Annotated in this window: 16 protein-coding genes; 5 read left to right on the top strand and 11 right to left on the bottom strand. The window is 33.6% G+C overall.

Annotated elements, in window-relative coordinates; genetic code table 11:
• Window positions 1-14 precede the first annotated feature (14 nt).
• Both ACM55F_RS10625 and xrtF read right to left on the bottom strand, forming a co-directional pair.
• Complete coding sequence (locus ACM55F_RS10625) at window positions 15-458, bottom strand: exosortase F system-associated membrane protein (protein WP_416853774.1); 444 nt, start codon at window positions 456-458, stop codon at window positions 15-17.
• A complete protein-coding gene (gene xrtF, locus ACM55F_RS10620; protein ID WP_416853773.1) occupies window positions 436-984 on the bottom strand; it encodes an exosortase family protein XrtF in 549 nt (182 codons plus the stop codon). The genes ACM55F_RS10625 and xrtF overlap by 23 nt, the downstream gene beginning before the upstream one ends.
• A gap of 74 nt (window positions 985-1058) precedes the next feature.
• On the opposite strand from xrtF, the gene ACM55F_RS10615 reads away from it, so the two are divergent.
• From ACM55F_RS10615 to rpe, 5 genes are all read left to right on the top strand, one after another.
• The gene (locus ACM55F_RS10615) at window positions 1059-1514 is read left to right on the top strand and encodes a GAF domain-containing protein (RefSeq protein ID WP_416853772.1); all 456 of its coding nucleotides are present in this window, start codon (window positions 1059-1061) and stop codon (window positions 1512-1514) included.
• Window positions 1515-1671: 157 nt separating this feature from the next.
• Entirely contained in the window at window positions 1672-1938 is a 267-nt protein-coding gene (gene rpsO / locus ACM55F_RS10610) for a 30S ribosomal protein S15 (protein ID WP_113634840.1), read from the top strand.
• A 153-nt stretch (window positions 1939-2091) separates the two neighbouring features.
• Window positions 2092-4233, top strand: a complete 2142-nt coding sequence (locus ACM55F_RS10605) for a polyribonucleotide nucleotidyltransferase (protein ID WP_416853771.1) — start codon at window positions 2092-2094, stop codon at window positions 4231-4233.
• A gap of 163 nt (window positions 4234-4396) precedes the next feature.
• A complete protein-coding gene (locus ACM55F_RS10600) occupies window positions 4397-5260 on the top strand; it encodes a sigma-70 family RNA polymerase sigma factor (RefSeq protein ID WP_007137700.1) in 864 nt (287 codons plus the stop codon).
• Window positions 5261-5789: 529 nt separating this feature from the next.
• On the top strand, window positions 5790-6452 hold the full coding sequence (gene rpe, locus ACM55F_RS10595) for a ribulose-phosphate 3-epimerase (RefSeq protein ID WP_416853770.1): 663 nt from the start codon (window positions 5790-5792) through the stop codon (window positions 6450-6452).
• Between the two features lie 86 nt (window positions 6453-6538).
• Here rpe and ACM55F_RS10590 read toward each other — a convergent pair whose 3' ends face one another.
• From ACM55F_RS10590 to ACM55F_RS10550, 9 genes are all read right to left on the bottom strand, one after another.
• Complete coding sequence (locus ACM55F_RS10590) at window positions 6539-7435, bottom strand: carbohydrate kinase family protein (protein WP_416853769.1); 897 nt, start codon at window positions 7433-7435, stop codon at window positions 6539-6541.
• A 415-nt stretch (window positions 7436-7850) separates the two neighbouring features.
• Window positions 7851-9146, bottom strand: a complete 1296-nt coding sequence (locus ACM55F_RS10585) for a serine hydrolase domain-containing protein (protein WP_416853768.1) — start codon at window positions 9144-9146, stop codon at window positions 7851-7853.
• 160 nt (window positions 9147-9306) lie between these two features.
• Window positions 9307-9609 carry a hypothetical protein gene (locus ACM55F_RS10580; RefSeq protein ID WP_416853767.1) on the bottom strand — a complete coding sequence of 101 codons (303 nt, stop codon included), beginning with the start codon at window positions 9607-9609 and terminating at the stop codon, window positions 9307-9309.
• A gap of 95 nt (window positions 9610-9704) precedes the next feature.
• On the bottom strand, window positions 9705-11444 hold the full coding sequence (locus ACM55F_RS10575) for a RagB/SusD family nutrient uptake outer membrane protein (protein ID WP_416853766.1): 1740 nt from the start codon (window positions 11442-11444) through the stop codon (window positions 9705-9707).
• Between the two features lie 9 nt (window positions 11445-11453).
• Window positions 11454-14600, bottom strand: a complete 3147-nt coding sequence (locus ACM55F_RS10570) for a SusC/RagA family TonB-linked outer membrane protein (RefSeq protein WP_416853764.1) — start codon at window positions 14598-14600, stop codon at window positions 11454-11456.
• Between the two features lie 12 nt (window positions 14601-14612).
• On the bottom strand, window positions 14613-16214 hold the full coding sequence (locus ACM55F_RS10565; protein WP_416853763.1) for a glycoside hydrolase family 32 protein: 1602 nt from the start codon (window positions 16212-16214) through the stop codon (window positions 14613-14615).
• A gap of 4 nt (window positions 16215-16218) precedes the next feature.
• A complete protein-coding gene (locus ACM55F_RS10560) occupies window positions 16219-17535 on the bottom strand; it encodes a sugar porter family MFS transporter (protein WP_416853761.1) in 1317 nt (438 codons plus the stop codon).
• 776 nt (window positions 17536-18311) lie between these two features.
• Window positions 18312-19847, bottom strand: coding sequence for a glycoside hydrolase domain-containing protein (locus ACM55F_RS10555; protein ID WP_416853760.1), 1536 nt, complete (start codon window positions 19845-19847; stop codon window positions 18312-18314).
• Window positions 19848-20227: 380 nt separating this feature from the next.
• Window positions 20228-22951, bottom strand: coding sequence for a substrate-binding domain-containing protein (locus tag ACM55F_RS10550; RefSeq protein ID WP_416853758.1), 2724 nt, complete (start codon window positions 22949-22951; stop codon window positions 20228-20230).
• Window positions 22952-23252 lie beyond the last annotated feature (301 nt).

Here is a 23252-nt window from a genome sequence, read left to right as displayed (position 1 = left end):
ATAAAAAAAAAAGATTACTTATTTTGTTTTTGATAGTAAAATGCCGGAACAAACAACAGGACGAAAATGGGTTGAATCAAAAACCGTCGGATATAAAAAAGAAATAAATTATTATGTTCCTTAATATAGTAAATTATGTAGAAAAAAGAAAAAATTAAAATCATAAAGAAAAAATAATACAGAACAAAAGCAAATTTTACCATCGCAATGTCTTTGAAAAGGACATAAATGATACCCAATGATATGACTGTATTTAATGTATAACGAAACAGTAATTCTAAAAACAATTGAAATGAATTGAAATTAGGCAACGGCAAATTATTGAAATCATCTTTAAAGTAATCTAAAAAAGGATCATAAAACAATTGGTCTTCAAATGCACGAACAAGCACTAATAATGCAACCAAAAAAACAAATTGCGTTAATCTAACTTTATTATTTAATATCTTTTGAAGCATATCTTGAAAATTTACGAACCCAAATTAACCACAAAATAAAAACTACACCATAAATATACAAAGGAAAAAGGACTCCGTGTAAAAATGGCTCTTGTTTTGGAAAATAAAAAATAAGCGCACTTAAAACTGCTATTCTCAAAATATTCAATACATAAATAAGCAGGCTTCCGCCAAAGATAAAAAGTAGCGTCGCCTTTAGTTTCCCCGAAAAAGCTACTACAAATGAAATAAACAAAATAATTACACTAATGGCATTACATCCCTCAACAATTCTTCCTACATATTTTTGGTCATAAATCAACTTTATGAAAGACTGTGATTCATTTTCTTCAATTCTAAAATTAGCATCAAATAATTGAAACAATTGATTTGTATTTTCTGCAACCATTCTAGTTATAATATCCAGTTTGTTTTCTCCAAAACTATTAAGATATGCCTGATACAAAACAGTAAGAACAATATAAACCAAAAAAAAGGTGCCCAAAAAAAGCAGAAAAAGTTTGTAGAGAATAAAATATTTTTTCAAAATCTATTTTTTAACAAATTTATATAATTTTTAAAACCGGCTTTAAATACTTTTGCATAATTAAAAATAAAAACATGACATTTCAAGAATTACAACCAAAAGTAACCGAAATCACATCAAACACAACATTGTCAAGAGACGAAAAGCTTTCATCTGTTTGTCAGCTTCTTAGTGACTCTATTGACTATTATAATTGGGTTGGATTTTATTTTGCAAACCAGGAAACCAAAACGCTACATTTAGGTCCTTATGTAGGAGCAGAAACAGATCATACTGTAATTCCGTTTGGAAAAGGTATTTGCGGACAAGTGGCGGTTTCTAATGAAAATTTTGTCGTTCCTGACGTTGCCGCACAAGACAATTACATCGCTTGTAGTTTTACAGTAAAGTCAGAAATTGTCGTTCCGCTTTTTGTAAACGGAGAAAATATAGGACAAATTGATATTGACAGTCATGTTTTAGACCCATTCACTCAAGAGGATGAAAAGTTCCTAGAGTTTGTGAATGAGAAAATTGCGAAATTGTATTAAGATTTAAAATAATTTACAATTCATAATTCATAATTGCTTCGCCAGTTCACAAAATAAAGAAAGGTTTATTTTGTTCGTGTCATAATTATTTTTTACTTTTGCACCCGTCTTACAATGGATGTATGACATACATAAAAATCATTAAACAAATATTGGAATGTATTTAACTAAAGAGATTAAAGAAGAAATCTTCGCTCAACACGGAGAAAAAACAAACACTGGAAAAGCAGAAGCTCAAATCGCTTTGTTCACTTTCAGAATTAGCCACTTAACTGAGCACTTGAAAAAAAATCGTCACGATTATAACACAGAGCGTTCATTAGTATTGCTAGTAGGTAAAAGAAGATCTTTGTTGGATTATTTGAAGAAAACAGAAATCAACAGATACCGTGAAATTATCAAAGTATTGAATATCAGAAAATAATCAATATAAAAGAGGTGCGAAAGTGCCTCTTTTTGTTTTTATATACAATAATAAAAAAAGTTTGGTTTTTCATTGGGTTTTAGGCATTAACTACGCACAACTACAACTACAACACAACTAGAACCCATTGTTTAATCTAAGAGAATTAAAATTATGATTCCAAAAGTTTCAAAAGAAATTATCGATTTAGGAGATGGCAGAAGCATCTCAATCGAGACAGGAAAATTGGCAAAACAAGCCGATGGATCTGTAGTAGTACAAATGGGAGATGCTATGTTGCTTGCAACAGTTGTATCTGCCAGAAAAGCAAGTCCAGGAATTGATTTCTTGCCTTTAACATTAGATTATCGCGAAAAATTTGCTGCTGCCGGACGTTTTCCAGGTGGTTTCTTCAAAAGAGAAGCAAGACCAAGTGATAATGAAATATTAACGATGAGATTAGTTGACCGTGTATTGCGTCCACTTTTCCCAAATGATTATCACGCAGAAACGCAAGTGATGATACAGTTAATGTCTCATGACGAAAATGTTATGCCGGATGCATTAGCAGGTTTAGCCGCTTCGGCAGCTTTATCTTTATCTGATATTCCATTTTCAACATTGATTTCTGAAGTTCGTGTGGCTAGAGTTGACGGTAAATTTATCATCAATCCAAGTCGTACCCAATTAGAATTGTCTGATATTGACATGATGATTGGAGCTTCAAAAGATTCTATCGCAATGGTAGAAGGTGAGATGAAAGAAATTTCAGAACACGAGATGGTTGAAGCAATTAAATTTGCTCACGAAGCGATCAAATTACAAATTGCTGCACAAGAAAGATTAGTTGCTGCTTTTGGTAAAAAAGAAGTAAGAACATACGAGCAAGAAAAAGAGGATGAAGCTATTTACACTAAAGTAAAAGCGGCATCTTACGATTTGTGTTACGCAATTGCAAAAGAAGGAACGGCGAAACATGAAAGAACAGCTCAATTTGCTGAAGTAAAAGAGATAGTAAAATCTTTATTTACTGAAGAAGAATTAGCTGAAAACGGAGATTTAGTTTCTAAATACTTTTCAAAATCAAGCAAAGAAGCAGTTCGTAATGTAATCCTTGATTTAGGTTTACGTCTTGACGGAAGAAAAACGAACGAAATCAGACCAATCTGGACTGAAGTAGATTATCTACCATCAGTTCACGGTTCTGCGATTTTTACAAGAGGAGAAACGCAAGCATTGGCTACAACTACTTTAGGAACTTCTAGAGAAGCAAACCAAATTGATTCTCCATCTCAACAAGGTGAAGAGAAATTCTACTTACATTATAACTTCCCTCCTTTCTCCACAGGAGAAGCAAAACCTTTAAGAGGAACTTCCAGAAGAGAAGTAGGTCACGGAAACTTAGCACAACGTGCTTTGAAAAACATGATTCCTGCTGATTGTCCTTATACAATTCGTATTGTTTCAGAAGTATTAGAATCTAACGGTTCTTCTTCTATGGCAACAGTTTGTGCTGGAACATTATCATTAATGGATGCTGGTATTCAAATGATCAAACCAGTTTCTGGTATTGCAATGGGTTTAATTTCTGATGATAAAACAGGTCGTTTTGCTGTATTGTCTGATATTTTAGGTGATGAAGATCACTTAGGAGACATGGACTTTAAAGTAACCGGAACTGCTGATGGAATTACTGCTTGTCAAATGGACATCAAAATCGAAGGATTGGCGTATAACATCATGGAAGAAGCATTAGCTCAAGCTCGTGATGGTCGTTTGCATATCCTTGGAAAAATAACAGAAACTTTGGCTACGCCAAGACCAACTGTTAAAAAATATGCTCCAAAAATTATTAAAGTAACTATTCCTGGTAACTTTATTGGTGCGTTAATTGGACCTGGTGGAAAAGTAATTCAAGAATTACAAAAATCTACAGGAACAACTATCGTAATCAACGAAGTGAACGAACAAGGTGAAGTTGAAATTCTTGGAACTGATCCTGACGGAATTGAAGCAGTTTTACGTAAAATTGACTCATTGACTTTCAAACCAGTTGTGGGTGACGCTTATGAAGTGAAAGTAATCAAAATGCTTGATTTTGGAGCGGTGGTTGAATACCAAGCTGCGCCAGGAAATGAAGTATTACTTCACGTATCTGAATTAGCTTGGGAACGTACTGAAAACGTTTCTGACGTAGTAAAAATGGGCGATGTTTTTCAAGTGAAATACTTAGGTATGGATCCAAAAACAAGAAAAGAAAAAGTGTCAAGAAAAGCACTTTTGCCAAGACCTCCACGTGAGGAGAAAAAAGAGTAATCAGATCTTAGTTTACTAAAGGTTTATTTATAGAAAATCCCGTTTCATGTATTTGAAACGGGATTTTTGTTTTTATTTAATTTATTTTCAAAACTATTGTAACTTTTTAGCAACTCCATACGTATAATCATTTGTACACTTAAAATTTAGGAGACAAAAAAACATGAGACAACTAAAAATCACCAAGCAGGTAACCAATCGTGAAACTGCTTCATTAGACAAGTATTTACAAGAAATTGGAAAAGTTGACCTTATTACCGCTGACGAAGAGGTAGAATTAGCACAAAAGATTAAAGCCGGTGACCAGAAAGCATTAGAGAAATTGACAAAAGCCAATTTACGTTTCGTCGTTTCGGTAGCAAAACAATATCAAAATCAAGGTTTAACCCTTCCCGATTTGATTAACGAAGGAAATTTAGGATTGATAAAAGCAGCACAACGTTTTGATGAAACACGTGGTTTCAAATTCATTTCATATGCCGTTTGGTGGATTCGTCAATCTATTTTACAAGCATTGGCTGAACAATCCCGTATCGTTCGTTTGCCATTGAACAAAATTGGTTCTATCAACAAAATCAACAAAATGTATGCTTTACTAGAGCAATCTAACGAGCGTCCACCATCTGCTGAGGAAATTGCAAAAGAACTTGACATGACTGTAAATGACGTAAAAGAGAGCATGAAAAACTCTGGCCGTCACTTATCAATGGATGCGCCTCTTGTAGAAGGAGAAGATTCTAACCTTTATGACGTTTTACGTTCAGGTGAATCTCCAAATCCAGACAGAGAATTAATCCACGAATCATTGCGTACTGAAATCGAGCGTTCCTTAGAAACATTGACTCCAAGAGAGGCTGATGTAGTTCGTTTGTACTTTGGTCTTGGTGATCAACACCCAATGACATTAGAGGAAATTGGAGAAACTTTCGACCTAACCCGTGAGCGTGTGCGTCAAATCAAGGAAAAAGCAATCCGAAGATTGAAACACACTTCAAGAAGCAAAATACTAAAAACTTATTTAGGATAAAACAGTCAAATGTCTAAAAGTCAAAAGTCATAAAGTTCAACAACATTATGATTTTTGACTTTCGGCTTTCGACTTATAAGTAACGACGGTCTGATTAACTGTTCGTTTTTTGATTGATGATTGAAACTCCGGCTGATTACCGGAGTTTTGCTTTTTCAGCAAAACTCCGGTCAGTTCGAGCTGCGCTCTCGGGTTTAGCTTCGCTCTGTTCGACTTTCAGTCTCGAGTCCGGAGTTTTATCTTTTAATCTGAATTCATTTCAGATTCTCTCCCCTATTTCCTGTTTAAAATCATTTGGGCGTAACCCTCCGTAAAAACTTCGGGTCGGGCTTTCGGCTTTATCTCTCCGTTACACTTCGAGGATATCGCCTCAAATGAAATTCACTGAACACATATAAAAAATAAACCCCTAGTGAAGTAATCCCTTACGCGATATACGGACAACTCGCGAGTTCTCCCTTCTTCCCAAAAAAAATTTTCGCCAATTGCTCTAAAAAAACTACTTTTGCACAAACAATTCAACTACACAATGAAGAATACACTTATTGCTCCATCAGTTCTTGCTGCTGATTTTGCTAATCTGCAACGCGACATCGAAATGATCAATAATAGTGAAGCCGATTGGTTTCATATTGATATCATGGATGGCGTTTTTGTTCCAAACATCTCTTATGGAATGCCAGTTCTGGAAGCCATTAACCGACATGCAAAAAAAACAATTGACGTTCACTTGATGATTGTGGATCCGGACCGTTACATTAAAACTTTTGCTGAATTAGGAGCAAATGTTCTAAGTGTACACTATGAAGCTTGCACACACCTTCACAGAACACTACAAGCCATCAAAGCCGAAGGAATGAAAGCTGGAGTTGCTATCAATCCACACACTAATATTGACTTACTGGAAGATGTAATCAATGACATCGATTTAGTTTGTATCATGAGTGTGAATCCAGGTTTTGGAGGACAATCTTTTATAGAAAATACGTATGCTAAAATTGAAAAACTAAAAGCTTTAATCACTAAAAAAGGAGCAACTACAATCATTGAAGTTGACGGTGGTGTAACCAATAAAAATGCAAAACAACTTGTGGAAGCAGGAGCTGATGTTCTTGTGGCGGGAAGTTTTGTTTTTAAAGCGGAAAATCCAACAACAACTATTGCTGATTTGAAGAAATTGACTTCTTTTTAGTTCCTCACTATATTTTGCAAAAAAAAGCCAAAGACATTGCTTCTTTGGCTTTTTTATAAATTTAATTTTATGCTTAACCTATTTTGTTAAAGCTTCATGAATTTGCTTATTTCTTTTTCGGAAATTTTAGGATTGGCTCCTTCATGACCAGCTACTAAAGCGCCAACAGCACAAGCATAATTCAATGATTTTTGTGGTGATTTCCCTCTAAGCAATTTGACTATCAGGGAAGCTAAGAAAGAATCCCCTGCACCTACAGTATCAACTACTTTTATAAAATAACCGCTATTGTAATAAAATTTATCATTGTAATATAAGACAGCACCAAATGCACCTTTTGTTACGCAAACATGCTTTGTATTAGTCTTTTCAGCGATAAATTTAATATTCTGCTCAAAAGAATTATAAGGCGATTTTAATTGCTGACTTATCTCATATAATTCTTCATCATTGAGCTTAATAAAATCAGCTTTTAACATCAATTCATTAAGAATTTCTTGGGTGTAATACGGAGCTCTTAGATTCGCATCCAAAACCTTATATTTAGCTTTGTCCAAGAGGTCATACAGCGTAGATCTGGAAACTTCATCACGGCATATTAAACTCCCAAAAACAAAAGCATCTGATTCTGAAACCTTTTCATCCATTTCTTTAGTGGGTGTAATTTTGTCCCAGGAAGACGGGTAATGAATATCATAAGAAGCATTTCCCTTTTCGTTAATCATTACATTAACCACACCTGTTTTATAATCTTCTCCTATTTGTATAGCATCTGAACTCACATCCTGATTATTTATAAAAGATATAATTTCGTTCCCTTCTTCGTCTGCACCAACACGACTTATAATCGTTGTTTCTGCCCCCAAAGAATTCATTCGAAGCGCAACATTCAATGGTGCCCCTCCTATTTTTTTATGCGTTGGAAAAAGATCCCACAAAACCTCTCCAAAGCTAACTACACTTAGCGTATATTTTGTATTCATATTATAAAAGTTTAAAAATTAAGAGCCTTTTTAAGCTACTAAATAAAGCCACAAGCCCATGTTATATTTTCCCAAATCCTACTCCAATAATTAAGATAGTATTGAAACTAAACGCATTTTTACTTATTTAACTTCAATTATTTCCAGCAACACACTTGTTCTTTGCAAAATAACATTAGGATTAAATCCTACTTTCATCAAGAAATCACCTGTCAAACTTTGTCGGAAGCAATTGCTGAAATAACACCCGGATACAAGTTAATTTCTTTTATGGTAAAATTTTTGTTGTAATACAAAACAGATGAGACAAAAAAAACGTCGTTTAAAAATTTTGAGCGAGGTTTTTTTATAGAAAGGCTTTTGTATTAGTAGCGAATACTAAAGGCGTTATTTAGTTCTTCAATTCTGTTTTATATTAATCATCAATAGATTCTCCAACTAATTGACGAAATTTCCAATCCGTGGAATCTGTGATGGCTCCTTGTGTTTGTTTCATTATTATACCGATAACATTTTCTTTTGGATCTGCAAAATATTGGGTATTGAAGTATCCTCCCCAGCCAAATGTACCCTTACTGTTTCTACCGCCCATGTTTTCGCCTTTTTCATCAATAACTTCAAAAGCTAAACCATGATAGGCTCCAGTGTCACCGCGTAGATTACCTATTTGATTCTTCATCATAAATTCGACTGTAGTTCTGCTTAGTAAACGAACGCCGTTTAATTCTCCATTATTCAAATACATTTGTAGAAAAGTAGCGTAATCTTTCGCAGTACCAGATAAACCTCCCCCTCCATTGAAATAGCGTTGTGCTCCATTCACTGGATAATTAGGATCATAAAGTGTGGTAGTATACTTAATCCAATTTCCATTTTCTTTTTTCTGAACAGAAACCAATCTGTTGTGTTTTGATTCGGGTTGATAGAATCTGGTGTCATTCATCCCCAGCGGGTCAAAAATTCTTGTTTTGTAAAATTGATCTAGCGGCATTCCTGAAACTATTTCTATCAGATAACCTAATACATCAAGACCTTCGCCATAGGTAAATTTTTCACCCGGATTATGGTGTAAAGGAAGTTTTGCCAGTTTTTTAATATTCTCTCCTATACTAATGTTTTCGGTGGTAGCCAAATCAATTATTCCGGCGTCTTTATATATTCTTTTAAAGTTGTCATTGTCTATGAAACCATAACCAATTCCCGAAGTATGTGTTAAAAGATGTCTTATCGTAATTGGATTCTTGGCAGCGATTGTTTTATAAGTGCCATTTTCATAAAGAGTGTCTAAAACCTGTTCGTTTTTAAATTCTGGGATATATTTTGAAATGGGGTCATCTAATTTGAATTTCCCTTCTTCCCATAACATCATAATTGCAGTAGCGGTAATGGCTTTTGTTTGAGAAGCAATTCTAAAAATAGCATCACCTTTTAATTCTCTTCCGGATTCATTATCGCCCATTCCAAAGGCTTTGTAGTAAACAATTTTTCCGTTTCTTACAACTAGGGCAACAGCTCCAGGAATTTCATTATTTTTTATTGCCTCTTTACACATAGCATCAATTCTTGCTAATCTTTCTGCTGACATTCCAACACTTTTAGCAGGCGCTTCAGTAAGTAAAGGAGATTTTTTAATTGAAGGTGTTTGCGCAAAAGGCGACAGCGTGTAAATACTGAAGAGGAGAAGGTACAGATTTTTCACAAAATTTTTCATAAAATATTTAGTTTAGTTTTTCCTGTTCGTTCAGTAAAAATATTGATTATTAAGGTATTAATTATTTTTTAAATGACTCATGTTACGCAAAAAAAGTTATCAAACATCCAGTTTTAACATTTACCTTGTTAACAACTCATTTGGCATAAAAACATCATAGTTATGCTGCTGTTCTAGGTTTTGATAACATTGCTAATTCTGTTTGAGCCGCTTTTTGAGCTGCTAAATAGATTTGAGCCTTCATTGCAAAATGATTTTTGTTTGTTCTTTGTTTGAGCCATTCCAGCTTTACGTAGGCTACAATGGACAAAACATAATGATTGGTTTGTGTTTTGATTGTTTTTGTTGGCGACTTGGCAAAGCCGGTGTTGCTTTTTATAGATTTATGATATTCTTCAACTCCCCACCGTTTTTTGTAGATTTTAGTTATTTGGTCATACGATAAGTTTAAATCACTACACATCACTAAAAAGTTTAAAAATTAAAGGCAAGTATAAAACTTGCCTTTAACCTAATTTAAAACACTAACCCAAACAAACATTATTATTAACCTTATTTTTAATACCCAGGATTTTGAATGTATAATCCTCCTGTGAAGTCAATTTCTCTTTGAGGTATCGGATAATATTCATCTCTACCCGCTGTGAACTTAGCATTTGAAAGGAAATCTCTTTTTGTTTTTTCTACACCAAGATAAGCGTTCAAAACTTGTTCCGCTTTACCCCATCTTACAAGATCAAAAAATCGAGGGCCTTCCATTCCAAACTCCAATCGTCTTTCAAACATAAGAGCTTTCATAGCATAATCTTTCGAAGAAAAAGAAGCGTATTGAGCAATTTTATAAACATCTGAAGCTCCTGCTGCCAATGGCATTGCTGTACTGGCTGCAGCTCTTGCCCTAACTTGATTAATTATAGGTAGTGCTTCAGTATATCTGTTTAATTGTATTAATGCTTCTGCTTTAAATAATAACACATCTGCATATCTAATAAAATCAACATTTTTTGAAGTACCAATGAATGGTCCATTTTTCACATAACAGGAACAGTCCGGAGATTGTTGTTCTTTCATATTTCCAAAGTATCCATAAACTCCAGGATCTCTGGCCCAACTGAATTTGTAGACCATATCTCCTGAATTTTTTAGCGTATTTTTATATTTAAACGGTCTTCCCGGAACACCAACAGTATGGTCAATTCTTGGATCTAAAGTAACTCCGGGAGCTAGTGGGGCATCGCCATTGGTAACTGTATTAAAAACATCTGAATTGTTAAAAGTATCCAATAAAGGTAAACCGTCAGCATCTGTTCTAAAGGCATTTACCATATTCTGGCTTGCCATGTGAAAACCACAACATCCGTAAAGTGGTGTACCATGAGGGGAATTTAACCCTGTCACAAAACTTACTCTTCCTGTATTGGTCCCGTCATTGATAGAAAACTGAACAGCCCAAATAGATTCTGTTCCATTATCGTGACCATCTAGAAAGTTATTCCCAAAGTCAGTCTCTAAACTTCCGGTTACTTTATCCGCATAATCAATAACTTCCTGTAATCTGGCTTGATTAATACTTGTAACCTGATGCGTATCATTTTGTTCGTAAGCCTGATACAATCTTAATTTTGCTAAATAAGCCGCTGCTGCATTTTTATCAGCTCTCCCAACTTGACCTTGTGATTGCTCTAAATTATCAAACGCAAAAAGAAAATCATCTGCAATTTTATTCCACAAATCCTCATTTGACAAATCATTAGAAGTTGTTAAAATCTCTTCTTGAGTAAGTTCTTCTGTGATAAAAGGAACTTTTTTAAACAACAACTTCAACATAAAATGAGAATGCGCTCTTAAAAAGCGCAACTCCGCTTGTCTCACTTTTTTTAGCGGATAATCCGCATCAGGAATCGCATTGATTACAGATAAAGCAAAATTAGCTCTTGAAATCGCTTTATAATGATTCGTCCAAGTTCTAGGTAACATCCAATCTCCATAATCCGGAGTGGTTAGATTATATTGTTCGTAACGATCCACGACATCAACATCTCCTCGACCACCTCCGCCTTTGTAGGCATCATCTGATCGTACACTTCCATAAACCCATTGGTGTGTTATTGGCCCCACCATTTCGTCATTTCCAATTGCGGCATAGGCCGCATTAACAAGGGCATCTGCATTTTCAGCCGTCGCCACATTACCGGATGATAATACTCCGGTAGGTTCATAATCTAAAAAATCTGAGCTACATGATGCCAAAAATAGGATTGACAAGAAGCTGATAACTATTTTATTATATTTTTTCATGAGAATTAATTAAAAATTAAAGTTTACACCTAATGACAAAGTAGTAGGCACTGGTATTCTGTTAACATCTGTTCGCTCTGGATCGGAACCTATATAGCCCTTTGGAGTAAACCAAAATAGATTTTCCCCTTGTGCATAAACTCTGCATCTGGTTATAAATCCTGTTTTGCCTACTAAACTATCCGGAAGAGAATATCCAATTTGTAGATTTCTAATTTTAAAATAAGAATTATTTCTAAAAAGATAATCTGAAGTCTGGGTGTCATTATGTGCCAAAGAAAGAGACGGCACATCCGTATTTGTATTCGTTGGTGTCCAAGCGTTAAACGTTCCAGGACCTGCATTTTCTCTTCCTTGAACAAAATTGTTCCAGTAAATATAAGGATCAACTCCAATTCTTCCGGCTACACCAGAACCAAAAACGGAGAAGTCAAAATTCTTATACGCTAAACTAATATTAATACCATATTCTAATTTTGGAAGTGTTGTACCAATAAAAGTTCTGTCATCAGAATTTATTTTGTCATCACCGTTTATGTCAACAAATTTTATACCTCCCAGCCTAGAACCTACTTGAGTCGCATGCGAATCGATTTCTGCTTGATTTTGGAATAAACCCTCAGTTTTATATCCAAAAACTTCGAATTGTGAATGCCCAATTATCGAATTAGCTGCAGTTCCTGGATATGCTGCTCTAACTTCTGCCGGCAGATCTGTAATCTTATTTTTTGTTGCACCAAAATTAGTGGTAACATTAAAAGACAATCCATTATCTAATTTATCTGCATATCCTACTGTAAGTTCCCAACCTTTATTTGCAGTCGAAGCTCCATTTACAAAACGCTGTTGCCCTTCTCCTACAGCAGATGCAACTGGCGGTTTAATCAAAATTCCCTCCGTCTGTCTTGAGAAATAATCAAAAGAACCCGATAATTTATTTTCAAAAAAACCAAAATCAAGACCTACGTTAACCTCTTTTGTAGTTTCCCATTTTAAACCTGAATTTGCAGCTTGTATAGACACAAAACCAGAAGGTAAATTCCCTGTATTAGTTCCATTCAAATCATAGCCAGTTCCAACATTATAATAGATATTGAAAAAATCAGGAAAATATACATTTTGATTCGGTCCGTATCGTGCTTCATACAATCCAAAACGAGCATTGTCCCCAATGGATTGATTTCCTACTTCTCCATAACCAGCTCGTAGTTTCAAGTTTGAAACTGCTGTTACATTTTTAAGGAATTCTTCATTATTTATCCTCCATCCTGCAGTAACAGCTGGAAAAATACCATATCTATTGTCTTGACCAAATCTTGATGAACCATCTCTACGAATAGTAAATGAAGCTAAATATTTGTCCGAGAAAGCATAGTTTAACTTTCCAAACTGAGAAAGCAGCCTACTACCAGTTGAAATTCCATTGTTTGTTCTAGCTCCAGTAGCCGCAGATAGTGTAAAATACGATTCTGATTCTACTGCAAATCCTTCTGCACGTGCATATAAGGTGTTCAAATCCGTTTTAGTTGATTCAGTACCTATAAGTATTCCAAATTTATGCTGAGAAATATTAAGACTATAATTTAAAGTATTTGAAATCGTTAAACTAGAATATTTATTGGTATCAAAAGCTAAACTGTTTGTACCTCTATTAACAAATCCATTTTTCACAATTGGCTCAATGTCTTTTCTGTTGAAATCATTAAAATCCATCCCAATACTATTTCTAAAGGTTAGCCCTTTTAAAATATCAATTTCTGTAAAAACATTACCGTACAAAGCAATTTTTTTACTATTATCCCATCTGTTTAAATATTGCATCAATAAAGGATTATTTCTATCTGAATAACCAGATCCCAATGGGCCAGCATACTCACCAGACGCAGTATAAACTGGAATAGTTGGCGCTAAGGTTATTGCTAAACCTGGTGTTGGTGCATTTCCTACATCATTTGCAGCAGCTCTTTCATTTGACTGTGTAAATTGTGAATTAACACCAAATCTTACTTTGTCATTAAACAGCTTGAAATTGGCATTAAGTCTTGCAGAATATCTCTCATAATTAGTGTATTTTAGCATCCCAGAATTATCTAAATACCCCATGTTCAATACCGCATTTGCTTTATCTGATCCTCCAGATATAGATAAATCATTATTAATAAGAAGCCCTGTTTTGTATACAGTATCTTGCCAATCCGTATCTCCTGCGGGAACATTAGTATCTCCACCTACATATGGCTTTACACTTACGCTATTCAATATTGGATTATTAAAATCATTATTCCAATCAAAATTATAGATCTCGCCATATCCTCCCGACGGATCAGCATTATCATTAACTGATGCCTGCCACAAAACCTTTCCTCTGTCCAGTGCATTAAGCATTTTATAACGTTGCTTTTTCTCAGAGAGCACTGAGACATTAGTACTGTAAGAGACGCTCGTCACCCCTTTTGCTGCATTTTTAGTAGTAACAATGATAACTCCATTGGCAGCTCTAGATCCATAAATAGAGGAAGCAGAAGCATCTTTTAAAACTTGAATAGATGCAATAGCACTTGGACTCAAACTAGCAAATACTTCCGGTCTTACCGTTGGAACACCATCGATAACATACAATGGATCTGTATTTCCTAGCGTACTCACACCCCTGATTAAAATCCTGCTGTTCGCTCCACTTGGATCACCCGATTTTTCAATAGTTAATCCGGCAACTCTACCTTGTAAAGCCTGCATAGCATTTCCAGAACTCATGGTTTGCCCAGTAATAGGTTTCAATTCTACCACCGTAACAGCACCAGTTAAATCGGCTTTTTTCTCTTTAGAATACCCAGTTACAACAATTTCGGTTAAACTTATTGACTCCGGTTTTAAAACAACATTTATAGATTCTTGACCGTTAACTTTAATTGTTTGACTTGTAAAACCTGTAAAACTAAATACCAAAGTAGCATTCTTATCTACATTGTTAAACGTATAATGACCATCAAGATCTGTTGCGGTTGCATTTTTTGTTCCGGAGACTGTAATTGTTGCTCCGGGAAGTGGCATTCCGTCATCGGAAGAGGTTACCACTCCTTTTATTCCTATGTTCTGGGCCGTAAGTGAAAAAAAGGAACCCATTAAAATTAAATAGAGGATGATTTTTCGTTTCATAATTTAGATAGTTTAGTTAAATTTTAGTTGGTTAATTATTAAATTTTCAATAGTGAAATTGAAATTTTCTTTAGTGACTGAAAATGTTTCCATTGGTTTCTCCGGAAAAAATATTTCGGTCATAACTGTTTGTCCGTTATTGTAAAATACTTCTATTGAGGTTTTATCAATTACTACCCGTACATCCATTTTATCAAAATCTTCGGTAAATGGCGCTTTAGAAACTTCCTTTGCAAAAACATCTGAAAAAGACAAATCCCCCGATTTTTTTCTATCGATAAAAAAGTACTTGTCTTTTGTATTGATGCCAAAATGTATGGTGTTATTAGAATTATTGGAAAGTGAAAAAGTATAGACATCTTTTTTCAAGTTCTTCATTGTAAACTGAATATCCAATCTTGACAGATCAACTAGTGATTTATCAATTAATATGTTTTTCTTCTCACTAATTTTAAGCACCTCTTTTTTTATAGTCTTTGATACATAATTTTGTAATTCTTTAACTGGCTGAGAAGAAACTCTGAAATGATTTCCTGCTTTTATAAGTTTTAATTCTCTTGGCAACGTCATGCTCCCTCTCCATTTTTGGGTAGGAACTTTATTGGCATATTGCCAATTGGACATCCAACCCGTAAACAACTTCCTACCATCTGTCTCTGAGATATTTGACCAAGTAACACCCGCATAATTATCTCGGCCATAGTCAATCCAAAGTGATTTATGCTGTTTCAAATCCTGAGAAAAAGAAGCGTCCAGTTTAAAATTCTTACCGTCAAAATCTCCAATAAAATATTGGGTTGCTGAACCTCCATTAGGACCTCCAGGGTTTATACTTAGCAGAAGCACCCATTTGTATTCATCAGAGCCATCAACAAGCATTGGGAAAAAATCTGGACATTCCCAAACACCTCCATGAGCCCCAATGTTTTTACCAAAATCAGAAAGCAATTCCCAATTTTTCAAGTTTTTTGATGCATAAAAAATGGTTTTATCCCCTGCCGCCAAGACCATTAACCACTGCTTGTGAATATTATCCCAAGTCATTTTTGGGTCTCTAAAATCCGGAATATTTATATTCTTGATAACTGGATTATTCTCATATTTAGTCCAAGTCAATCCTTCGTCTAACGAATAGGCAATCCCTTGTGATTGAGTATCGGTCTTACCCGCTTTCTCTTTTATAGGATCGTGATAGGTAAACATGGCTACAATGGGCGGGTTTTGCAAACTGCCAAAACCAGAGGTGTTTTTTAAATCAACTACAGCACTTCCCGAAAAGATATACCCTTTTTCATCTGGATAAATAGCTATTGGCTTTTCTGTCCAAGTTATAAGATCATTACTTATAGCGTGTCCCCAGTGCATTGGCCCCCAAACATTTGAATCAGGATAGTGTTGGTAAAAAAGATGGTAATATCCATTATAATAAAACATCCCATTTGGATCGTTCATCCATCCTTTTTTTGGCGTAAAATGAAAATTAGGTCTATAAAGCTCTTCCTCAGAATACGCTTTTTTATCCAAAAGGGAAGATTCTTTACAACTAATTAAGGCTAGTAATCCCATTGCACAGCACATAACTATGAAACATCTTTTTTTATTCGCTTTGCTCATAACGTTATTTTTTTATTAATTTTTTACTTAATTCTTCTAAAGAAATTCCTTTGGTTTCCGGCATTAAAACTGCTACAAACGCGAGTTGAAAAACCATCATTACAGCAAAAAACAAAAACACAACTCCTGGACCTATCGTGGAAAATAAAAATGGAATAAGAGAAGGAATTATTGCTGCTAAAATCCAGTGTGTTGTGCTCCCAAAAGCTTGTCCGGAAGCTCTCAGATGATTTGGGAAAATTTCTGAAATAAAGACCCAAATGACTGCTCCTTGACCTATTGCATGTGAAGCAATAAATAAGAATAAGAAGATTGGAACTGCCATTCCTTGCCAATGCAAGAAGAAAGCCATAGCTACAAGGCTAAGAGAAATAATATATCCTATTGAACCAATGTACATTAAGACCTTCCTTCCCAGTTTATCTATTAGAAAAACGCCCACTAGAGTAAAAACCAAATTGGTTGCACCAATACCGATACTGCTTAGCAAAGCGGTACTTTCCCCTAAGCCTGCCTCTTGAAAAATTCTAGGCGAGTAATATAAGAATGCATTAATTCCTGATAACTGATTAAAAAAGGCTATGAAAAAAGCTAGAATTAAAGGAGTACGGTATTTTTTGAGAAAAATATTCTCATTGGCAGCAGCTGAATTATTATCAAGATGAATTTCTGAAATTAGTTCTTCTACATCATCACCAGGATACATTCTTTGTAAAACATCCTTAGCTTCTTCGTTTCTTGATTTAGACAACAACCATCTTGGGCTTTCTGGGATCGTAAAAATAAATAATGTATAAATAAAAGAAGGAATTGCTTGTACTCCCATCATCCATCTCCATGAATTTTCACCAGTATTTCTTAACAAATAATTCGAAAGAAAGGCAACCAGAATTCCCAATACAATATTAAATTGATAGAAAGCAACTAGTTTACCTCTATCTTTTGCTGGCGCAATTTCAGAAATGTATGCTGGTGCAGCAATTGTAGAAGCTCCGACACCAAGCCCTCCAATAAATCTAAATACAGCAAAAATAATTGGATCATTTGCAAAAGCAGAACCGATCGCAGAAATGAAGAATAGAATTCCTATCCATAATAAGGTATTTTTTCTTCCTATTTTATTAGTGGGTATCCCTCCAAATATTGCTCCGAAGACAGTACCCCACAAAGCCATCCCCATGACCACTGTTCCATGGAAAGCATCGGAGGAATGCCATAAATCCTGTAGCTTTTTGTCAGCTCCAGATATAACAACAGTATCGAAACCAAAAAGGAATCCTGCTAATGACGCAATCAAAGACCAAACAACAATTTTTTTCATTATCAAAAAATATTAAATTAGATTGCTAAGATATCCGGAAAAGTTTTGCTTGTATTTTGAGGATGTTACAATTTTATTTAATACTACTATAGAACCACAAATAAAAACATAACAAGCTGTTTTTAAACATCTTACGTTTAAAAACAAACAAAGAACTATTTCGTTATAGTTTGATTATGTTACCCTTGTTATAACTATGTTACTCCAGTTTTAAAAAATAATGGATGTTCCACAATTAAAAAAAAACCTACTTGATAGATTTTATTCATTTAATAATATTTTAAATTTATTTTTAAAAGAAGTATAAAAATAATCAACAAAAAAAATGAATTTATTAAGTAATTCAGACTATTGCCTACTTAAAAAAAAATGCGGGAAGGAAATACAAAATAACAACAAGACCTAAAGCATTTTTATATATCTATTCATAGAAAATTGCATCGAGGACAAGAAAATTGAGAAGTAAACACGGTTCTCTAAATTTTTTCCGTTTTGCTCCTAAAAATAACTGAACCGAACTTTGCCTCCCTCCCTCACACCACCTTATGCGAGCAGGCTTCATCTGATCTTTTGATTGTTTTTCTACCCTTTTCATAAAAAAACCACCAAAATCAAATTTTGATGGTCCTGATGTTAACATTAAACAGATAGGAAATGAGCGCTCTTATAAAAAACGTGCTTAAAAAAAAGACAACCTGATTTATTTCTTTACTGAGCCTTTATAAAATAAGCTAATAAAGATTGGAAATACTACAGTGAACAATTATTGTAGTATTTTATTTAAAACTTTTTAGATTTGAAAAAACCACTTCCCCATTATCTGCAAAAATAGCCCATGGATTTTGATTCATTTTATAAATACGGTTTGTAAAAGCTATTTCGTCATTAATGTATATAACACAAACCGAATTTTCAGAAATGATTGTAATATCAAACTCTTTATTAGCAGGGACATTTAGCGGGAGTTGAGTTAAATTTAATGAAGCGGCATTTTTTATTACCTTATCTAATCTTAATTGATTCTTGACCAAATCAAATACAATGGCAAATACTTCATTTCGTGTTTCACACGCTCCAAATTCAAAACCAAATTGAGTAGACGATGTCGCTTTTACATGCGCTTTAATTTTAAACGCTCCCGTTTTTCTGTCAAATACTGAAAATGCTTTTTCGGCCCCATTAACAGTTAATGTATATGCATCTCCTTTTTTTGTAGTTCCAAAACCTATTGTCGGATTTAAAGCTTCATTAATAATAAACTTGTTGTTTACACCATCAGGTATCGTAATGCCTAATGTTCCATTTGGATGCTGAACAAGGCGATGTGTTACTAGCGATCCAGCCCAATCAAAAATAGTAGCATCACTGTTTTTATTTTTAGTAGGACACCATCCGCTTATATATCGTTTTATGCCATCGCTAACTGTTTTTCCAGCATAGAAAGCAACTCCATCTAACTTATTATTTATAGGATTAATCCAAGTATTCGATGTTAGCAGACGGTATTTATAGTGTACCATTCGATCATCAATATTAGAATAAATCAAATATTGATAATCCCCTATAATAAATACGTCTGGACATTCCGTTATAAAAGTAGTTGTATCCTCATAAAATGGCTTTTCCAAAGTCCAATCTCTTAAGTTAGTGGAACTGTATTGCGCGATCACTGCTCGCCATGGCACAGTATTGTCAGAAACTAAACCAACCTCAGAACGTGTGGCAATCAACATTTTATACGTTCCTGTACTTTTATCTTCTATCACGATTGGATCTCTAAATTCATTACGATCATATCCCCAAGAAGCCTGTAACAAAAAGGAAGTGTCTTTTGTCCAATTTTTTAAATCCGTAGACGTTGCAAGCATAATTTTTTCTTTCGGATCAAGATTTCCGTTATGTCCTGTATAGAAAGCATAATAAATACCATTCAATTTAAAAATAGCTCCTGTACCCAATGCTCCATCCTGATCAATAGCGGTTCCAGTAGCAATCATTTCGCTATTGCCTGTGAATGTCGCAAAATCAGTTGTAGCCACTTTGTACCAAGGATGAAATGTTGGTAATGTATTCCTCGCATCATGCAAATAGAAAATATGGAATACTCCATTTTCATAAAATGGTATGGGATCACCAACCCAACCTACTGTTGGTTTGAAGAAAATTGTATACGCTCTGTCTAACTCATTAACAGTCTGGCAAGGCGGAGCATTTGTGATTACAGTGGGTCTTTCAGGTTTATCATCTTTACTACAATTATAAAATAATATAAAACAAAGTGGAAGACATAGAAACTTAAGGTTTATTTTCATATTTTGATGGTTTACGATAACTATCAAATACGCAGACTTGATAATCTCAGATTATTATTTTTTATCAGAAAAATGGATTGATTAAAAGAAATGAAAAAAATTTCTCAGATGTAATTTTAAAATCAAACAAAAAATTAATTATGTTTAAATCCAAAATTTCAATTCCTAAGATATTTTTAAAAAATCAGTTTTGTTATAGGAATCTTATGATTTTATACAATGCTTTTTAAAATTATAAAAAAACAAAACAAGATACTGAACAACAGTATTTTATGTAATAAAAATAGAAGCAACTACTTGGATGTAGTTGCTTCTATGTTACATAAATTACAATTAGGTTACACGATCTTGCTAAAAAGAAAATGTACAATAGAAAAAATCTATTTTTTACTTTTATATTCTTTAGGCGTAACCCCGAATTTATTTTTAAACGAAGTTGAAAAATAATTTGGCGATGAAAAACCAACTGCATATGCAATTTCTGAAATGTTTAAGTCCGCTTTTTTCAGCAACTCTTTTGATTTATCTAATCGCCTGTTATTAACATGATCACTGACACTAATTCCCAATATAGCTTTCACTTTTCTATACAATTGTATCCGTGAAATAGTTAAACTTCGCGCAAGATCTTCAACGGTATAGGCAGAATTACCCAAGTTTTTTTCAATAAGATCATTTAACTTTCTTAGAAAATCTTGTTCAGAAACACCAAAATCACCATCCTCAATATTTAAAATATTATTGGTATAATAAAACCGTAGTTTCTCTCTATTAAAGAGTAATCCTTTTATCGATTGAGCCAGTACTTTTAAATTGAAAGGTTTAGTCAAAAAGATATCAGCTCCGCTTTCTAAAGCTTTCAAATAGGATTCTTGAGCATCTGAAGCAGTAAGCATTATAATAGGAATATGTGACGTCCTTAAATCTTTCTTGAGTATTTCACAAATTTGAAAGCCATTCTTTTCGGGCAAATTCAAATCACAGATAATAATATCTGGAATTAACTCCAATGCTTTTTCAATTGCATTGGTACCATCAGATGCAAAAAAAGTATATTCTGCCGAGAATTTATGAGACACAAAATCTAAAAGCTCCTTATTGTCCTCTATATATAGAATCGAATATTTATCTTCGGTATTTTTGGGCTCGACACTTTGAATAAACTCCGCATCCAGATAATCCGGCTCATGAACAAAATCCAGAATTGGCTCTTTTATTATATCTTTTTCATCAAGATGCTCTTTTCCTAACTGCAATGTAATTATAAATTCTGCTCCATTTTTTGAATTAATTTCTATTTTTCCTTTGTGCAGTTCGACAAAACTTTTTGATAAATGAAGTCCTATTCCAGAACTATTTCTGTAATTATTTGAACCTTGATAAAAAGCCTTAAAAACCTCCTTCAGCTCATTTTCCGGAATCCCTATACCCGAATCTTTAAAGTAGATTTTAACTGCACTATTAAGTTTATCTTCTTTTATTGCAATCGAAATCTTACCCTTTTCAGGGGTGAATTTAAAGGCATTGGATAACAAATTAAAATAGACTTTATCCATTAGATTTCGATCTATATAAATTTCCAGATCAGGATTGTTAGTTGTCAATGAAAAATCAATATTTCTTTTCTTTGCCTCCCTATCAAAATCACTAATGATACTTTTTGAAAAATCTAAAATGTTAGTTTTTGATGCTCTCAAAGTAAATTTTTGATCCTCTGTTTTTCTATAGTCTAATAATTGATTGATTAACCTGAGTAATCTTCTGGAGTTATTATACATCAGATTAATTTCTTTATTAACAGAAGCCCCTTTATTCTTAAATTCATTTCCCAAAGATTCTATAGAACTCAATATCAGAGTTAACGGCGTTTTGAATTCATGAGACAAACCTGTAAAAAAATTAAGCCTTGCTTCATTACTTAGTTTTAGTTCTTCAGAAAATTTTTTAATTTCATTTCTTTGACTGACAACTTTTTTATTTGTCTCTTCTAATTCTTTCTTCTTACGGCGAATAGTGATTCCAGAATAAATACTATATATCGCTAAACTGAGTACAATTACAAATAAAGAAATTAATAGTTTCAGAAGATTACTCTGAGTAGAGTATTTCTTTTCCTGATTTTTTATAATACTTTGTTGTTGTTCAATATCAGATTGTTGAATTGTTATTTTATCAAATTGATTGCTCATTATGTCTGCATTAAGAGAATCTATCAATAAGGTATTTAGTTTGTTATTTTTAGGAACAATCTCTTTTCCTACAATCCTCAATGCAAGCTTAATAGCTTCGCTACCACCAGTTGGATATAAAACGGTTGATTCTAAAACTCCGTCTTTTACTAATTGAATCCCTCCATTTGGACCATTAATTCCATCTACCCCTATAAATTTTATTTTATTTTCCAGCTTTTTCTGCTTAGCTACTGACCACGATTGGTATGCAATTACATCATTATATGCAAAGACATAATTAATATCAGAATAACTTTCCAGCGCTTTCACAAACTCATTCTTAGGCAATTCATCATTTTGCGCTTCTAAAGTAATTACTTTAATTCCTGGATATTGGTTAACGATTTGTCTAAACCCCAAACTTCTTTCTAAACCAGGTGATGTATTGTAAGACCCTTTAATTTCAATCACATTTGCATGCCCTTTAGACAATGAAACAATATGCTTTCCAGCAATTCGTCCCACCTCAACATTATCTGCTCCTAAATAAGCCGTGTAATTTGAAGAATTTATTTTTCTATCCACTATGATTACAGGAATACCTTTTGCATTTGCTTTTTCTATTACCGGAATAATAGAGTCTGATTCAAAAGGAGAAACTATGATGACATCTACTTTATCTTCAATAAATTTTTCAATATCTCGAATCTGTTTTTTTGATTTGCGATTTGCATTATAAATTTTCAGACTAACCTCTGGATGAAGTGAAGTTTCTACCTCCATCGCATGGTCCATCGATGTTCTCCAAATATCATGATCTATACTTTGTGAAAATCCAATGAAAACTTCTTTTTTATCTTTATCAGATGATTTGCAAGAATTCAATATATATAAGAAACTTGCCAGTAGCATAAAACAAACTCTTCTTGACATACGATTTATGGTTTATTAATATAATATTTTAGGTAATTAATAGCTATTCTTGTAGTTGATTTTTCTAAATTCATATCCGTAAAAATAATCTTAAGAATATAATAAAAGAATATTTTTATAAAGTCCTAAAGGTTTTCAGACTTATGAATATCTTCTAATTGCATTGACAATTAGTTTTTTTGCAGAAATCACATATCATTTTTATATTAAATGTCAAATGATATTTTAAAGTATTAAACAAATATACATTATTTTACAATTTGTTTATCCCATATCAGGTTTTTAAATCCAGGTTTTTGAA

It is taken from the genome of Flavobacterium melibiosi (genome assembly GCF_048158545.1).
In the GTDB taxonomy this organism is placed as follows: domain Bacteria; phylum Bacteroidota; class Bacteroidia; order Flavobacteriales; family Flavobacteriaceae; genus Flavobacterium; species Flavobacterium melibiosi.
This window is presented reverse-complemented; position numbering and strand designations above follow the sequence as displayed.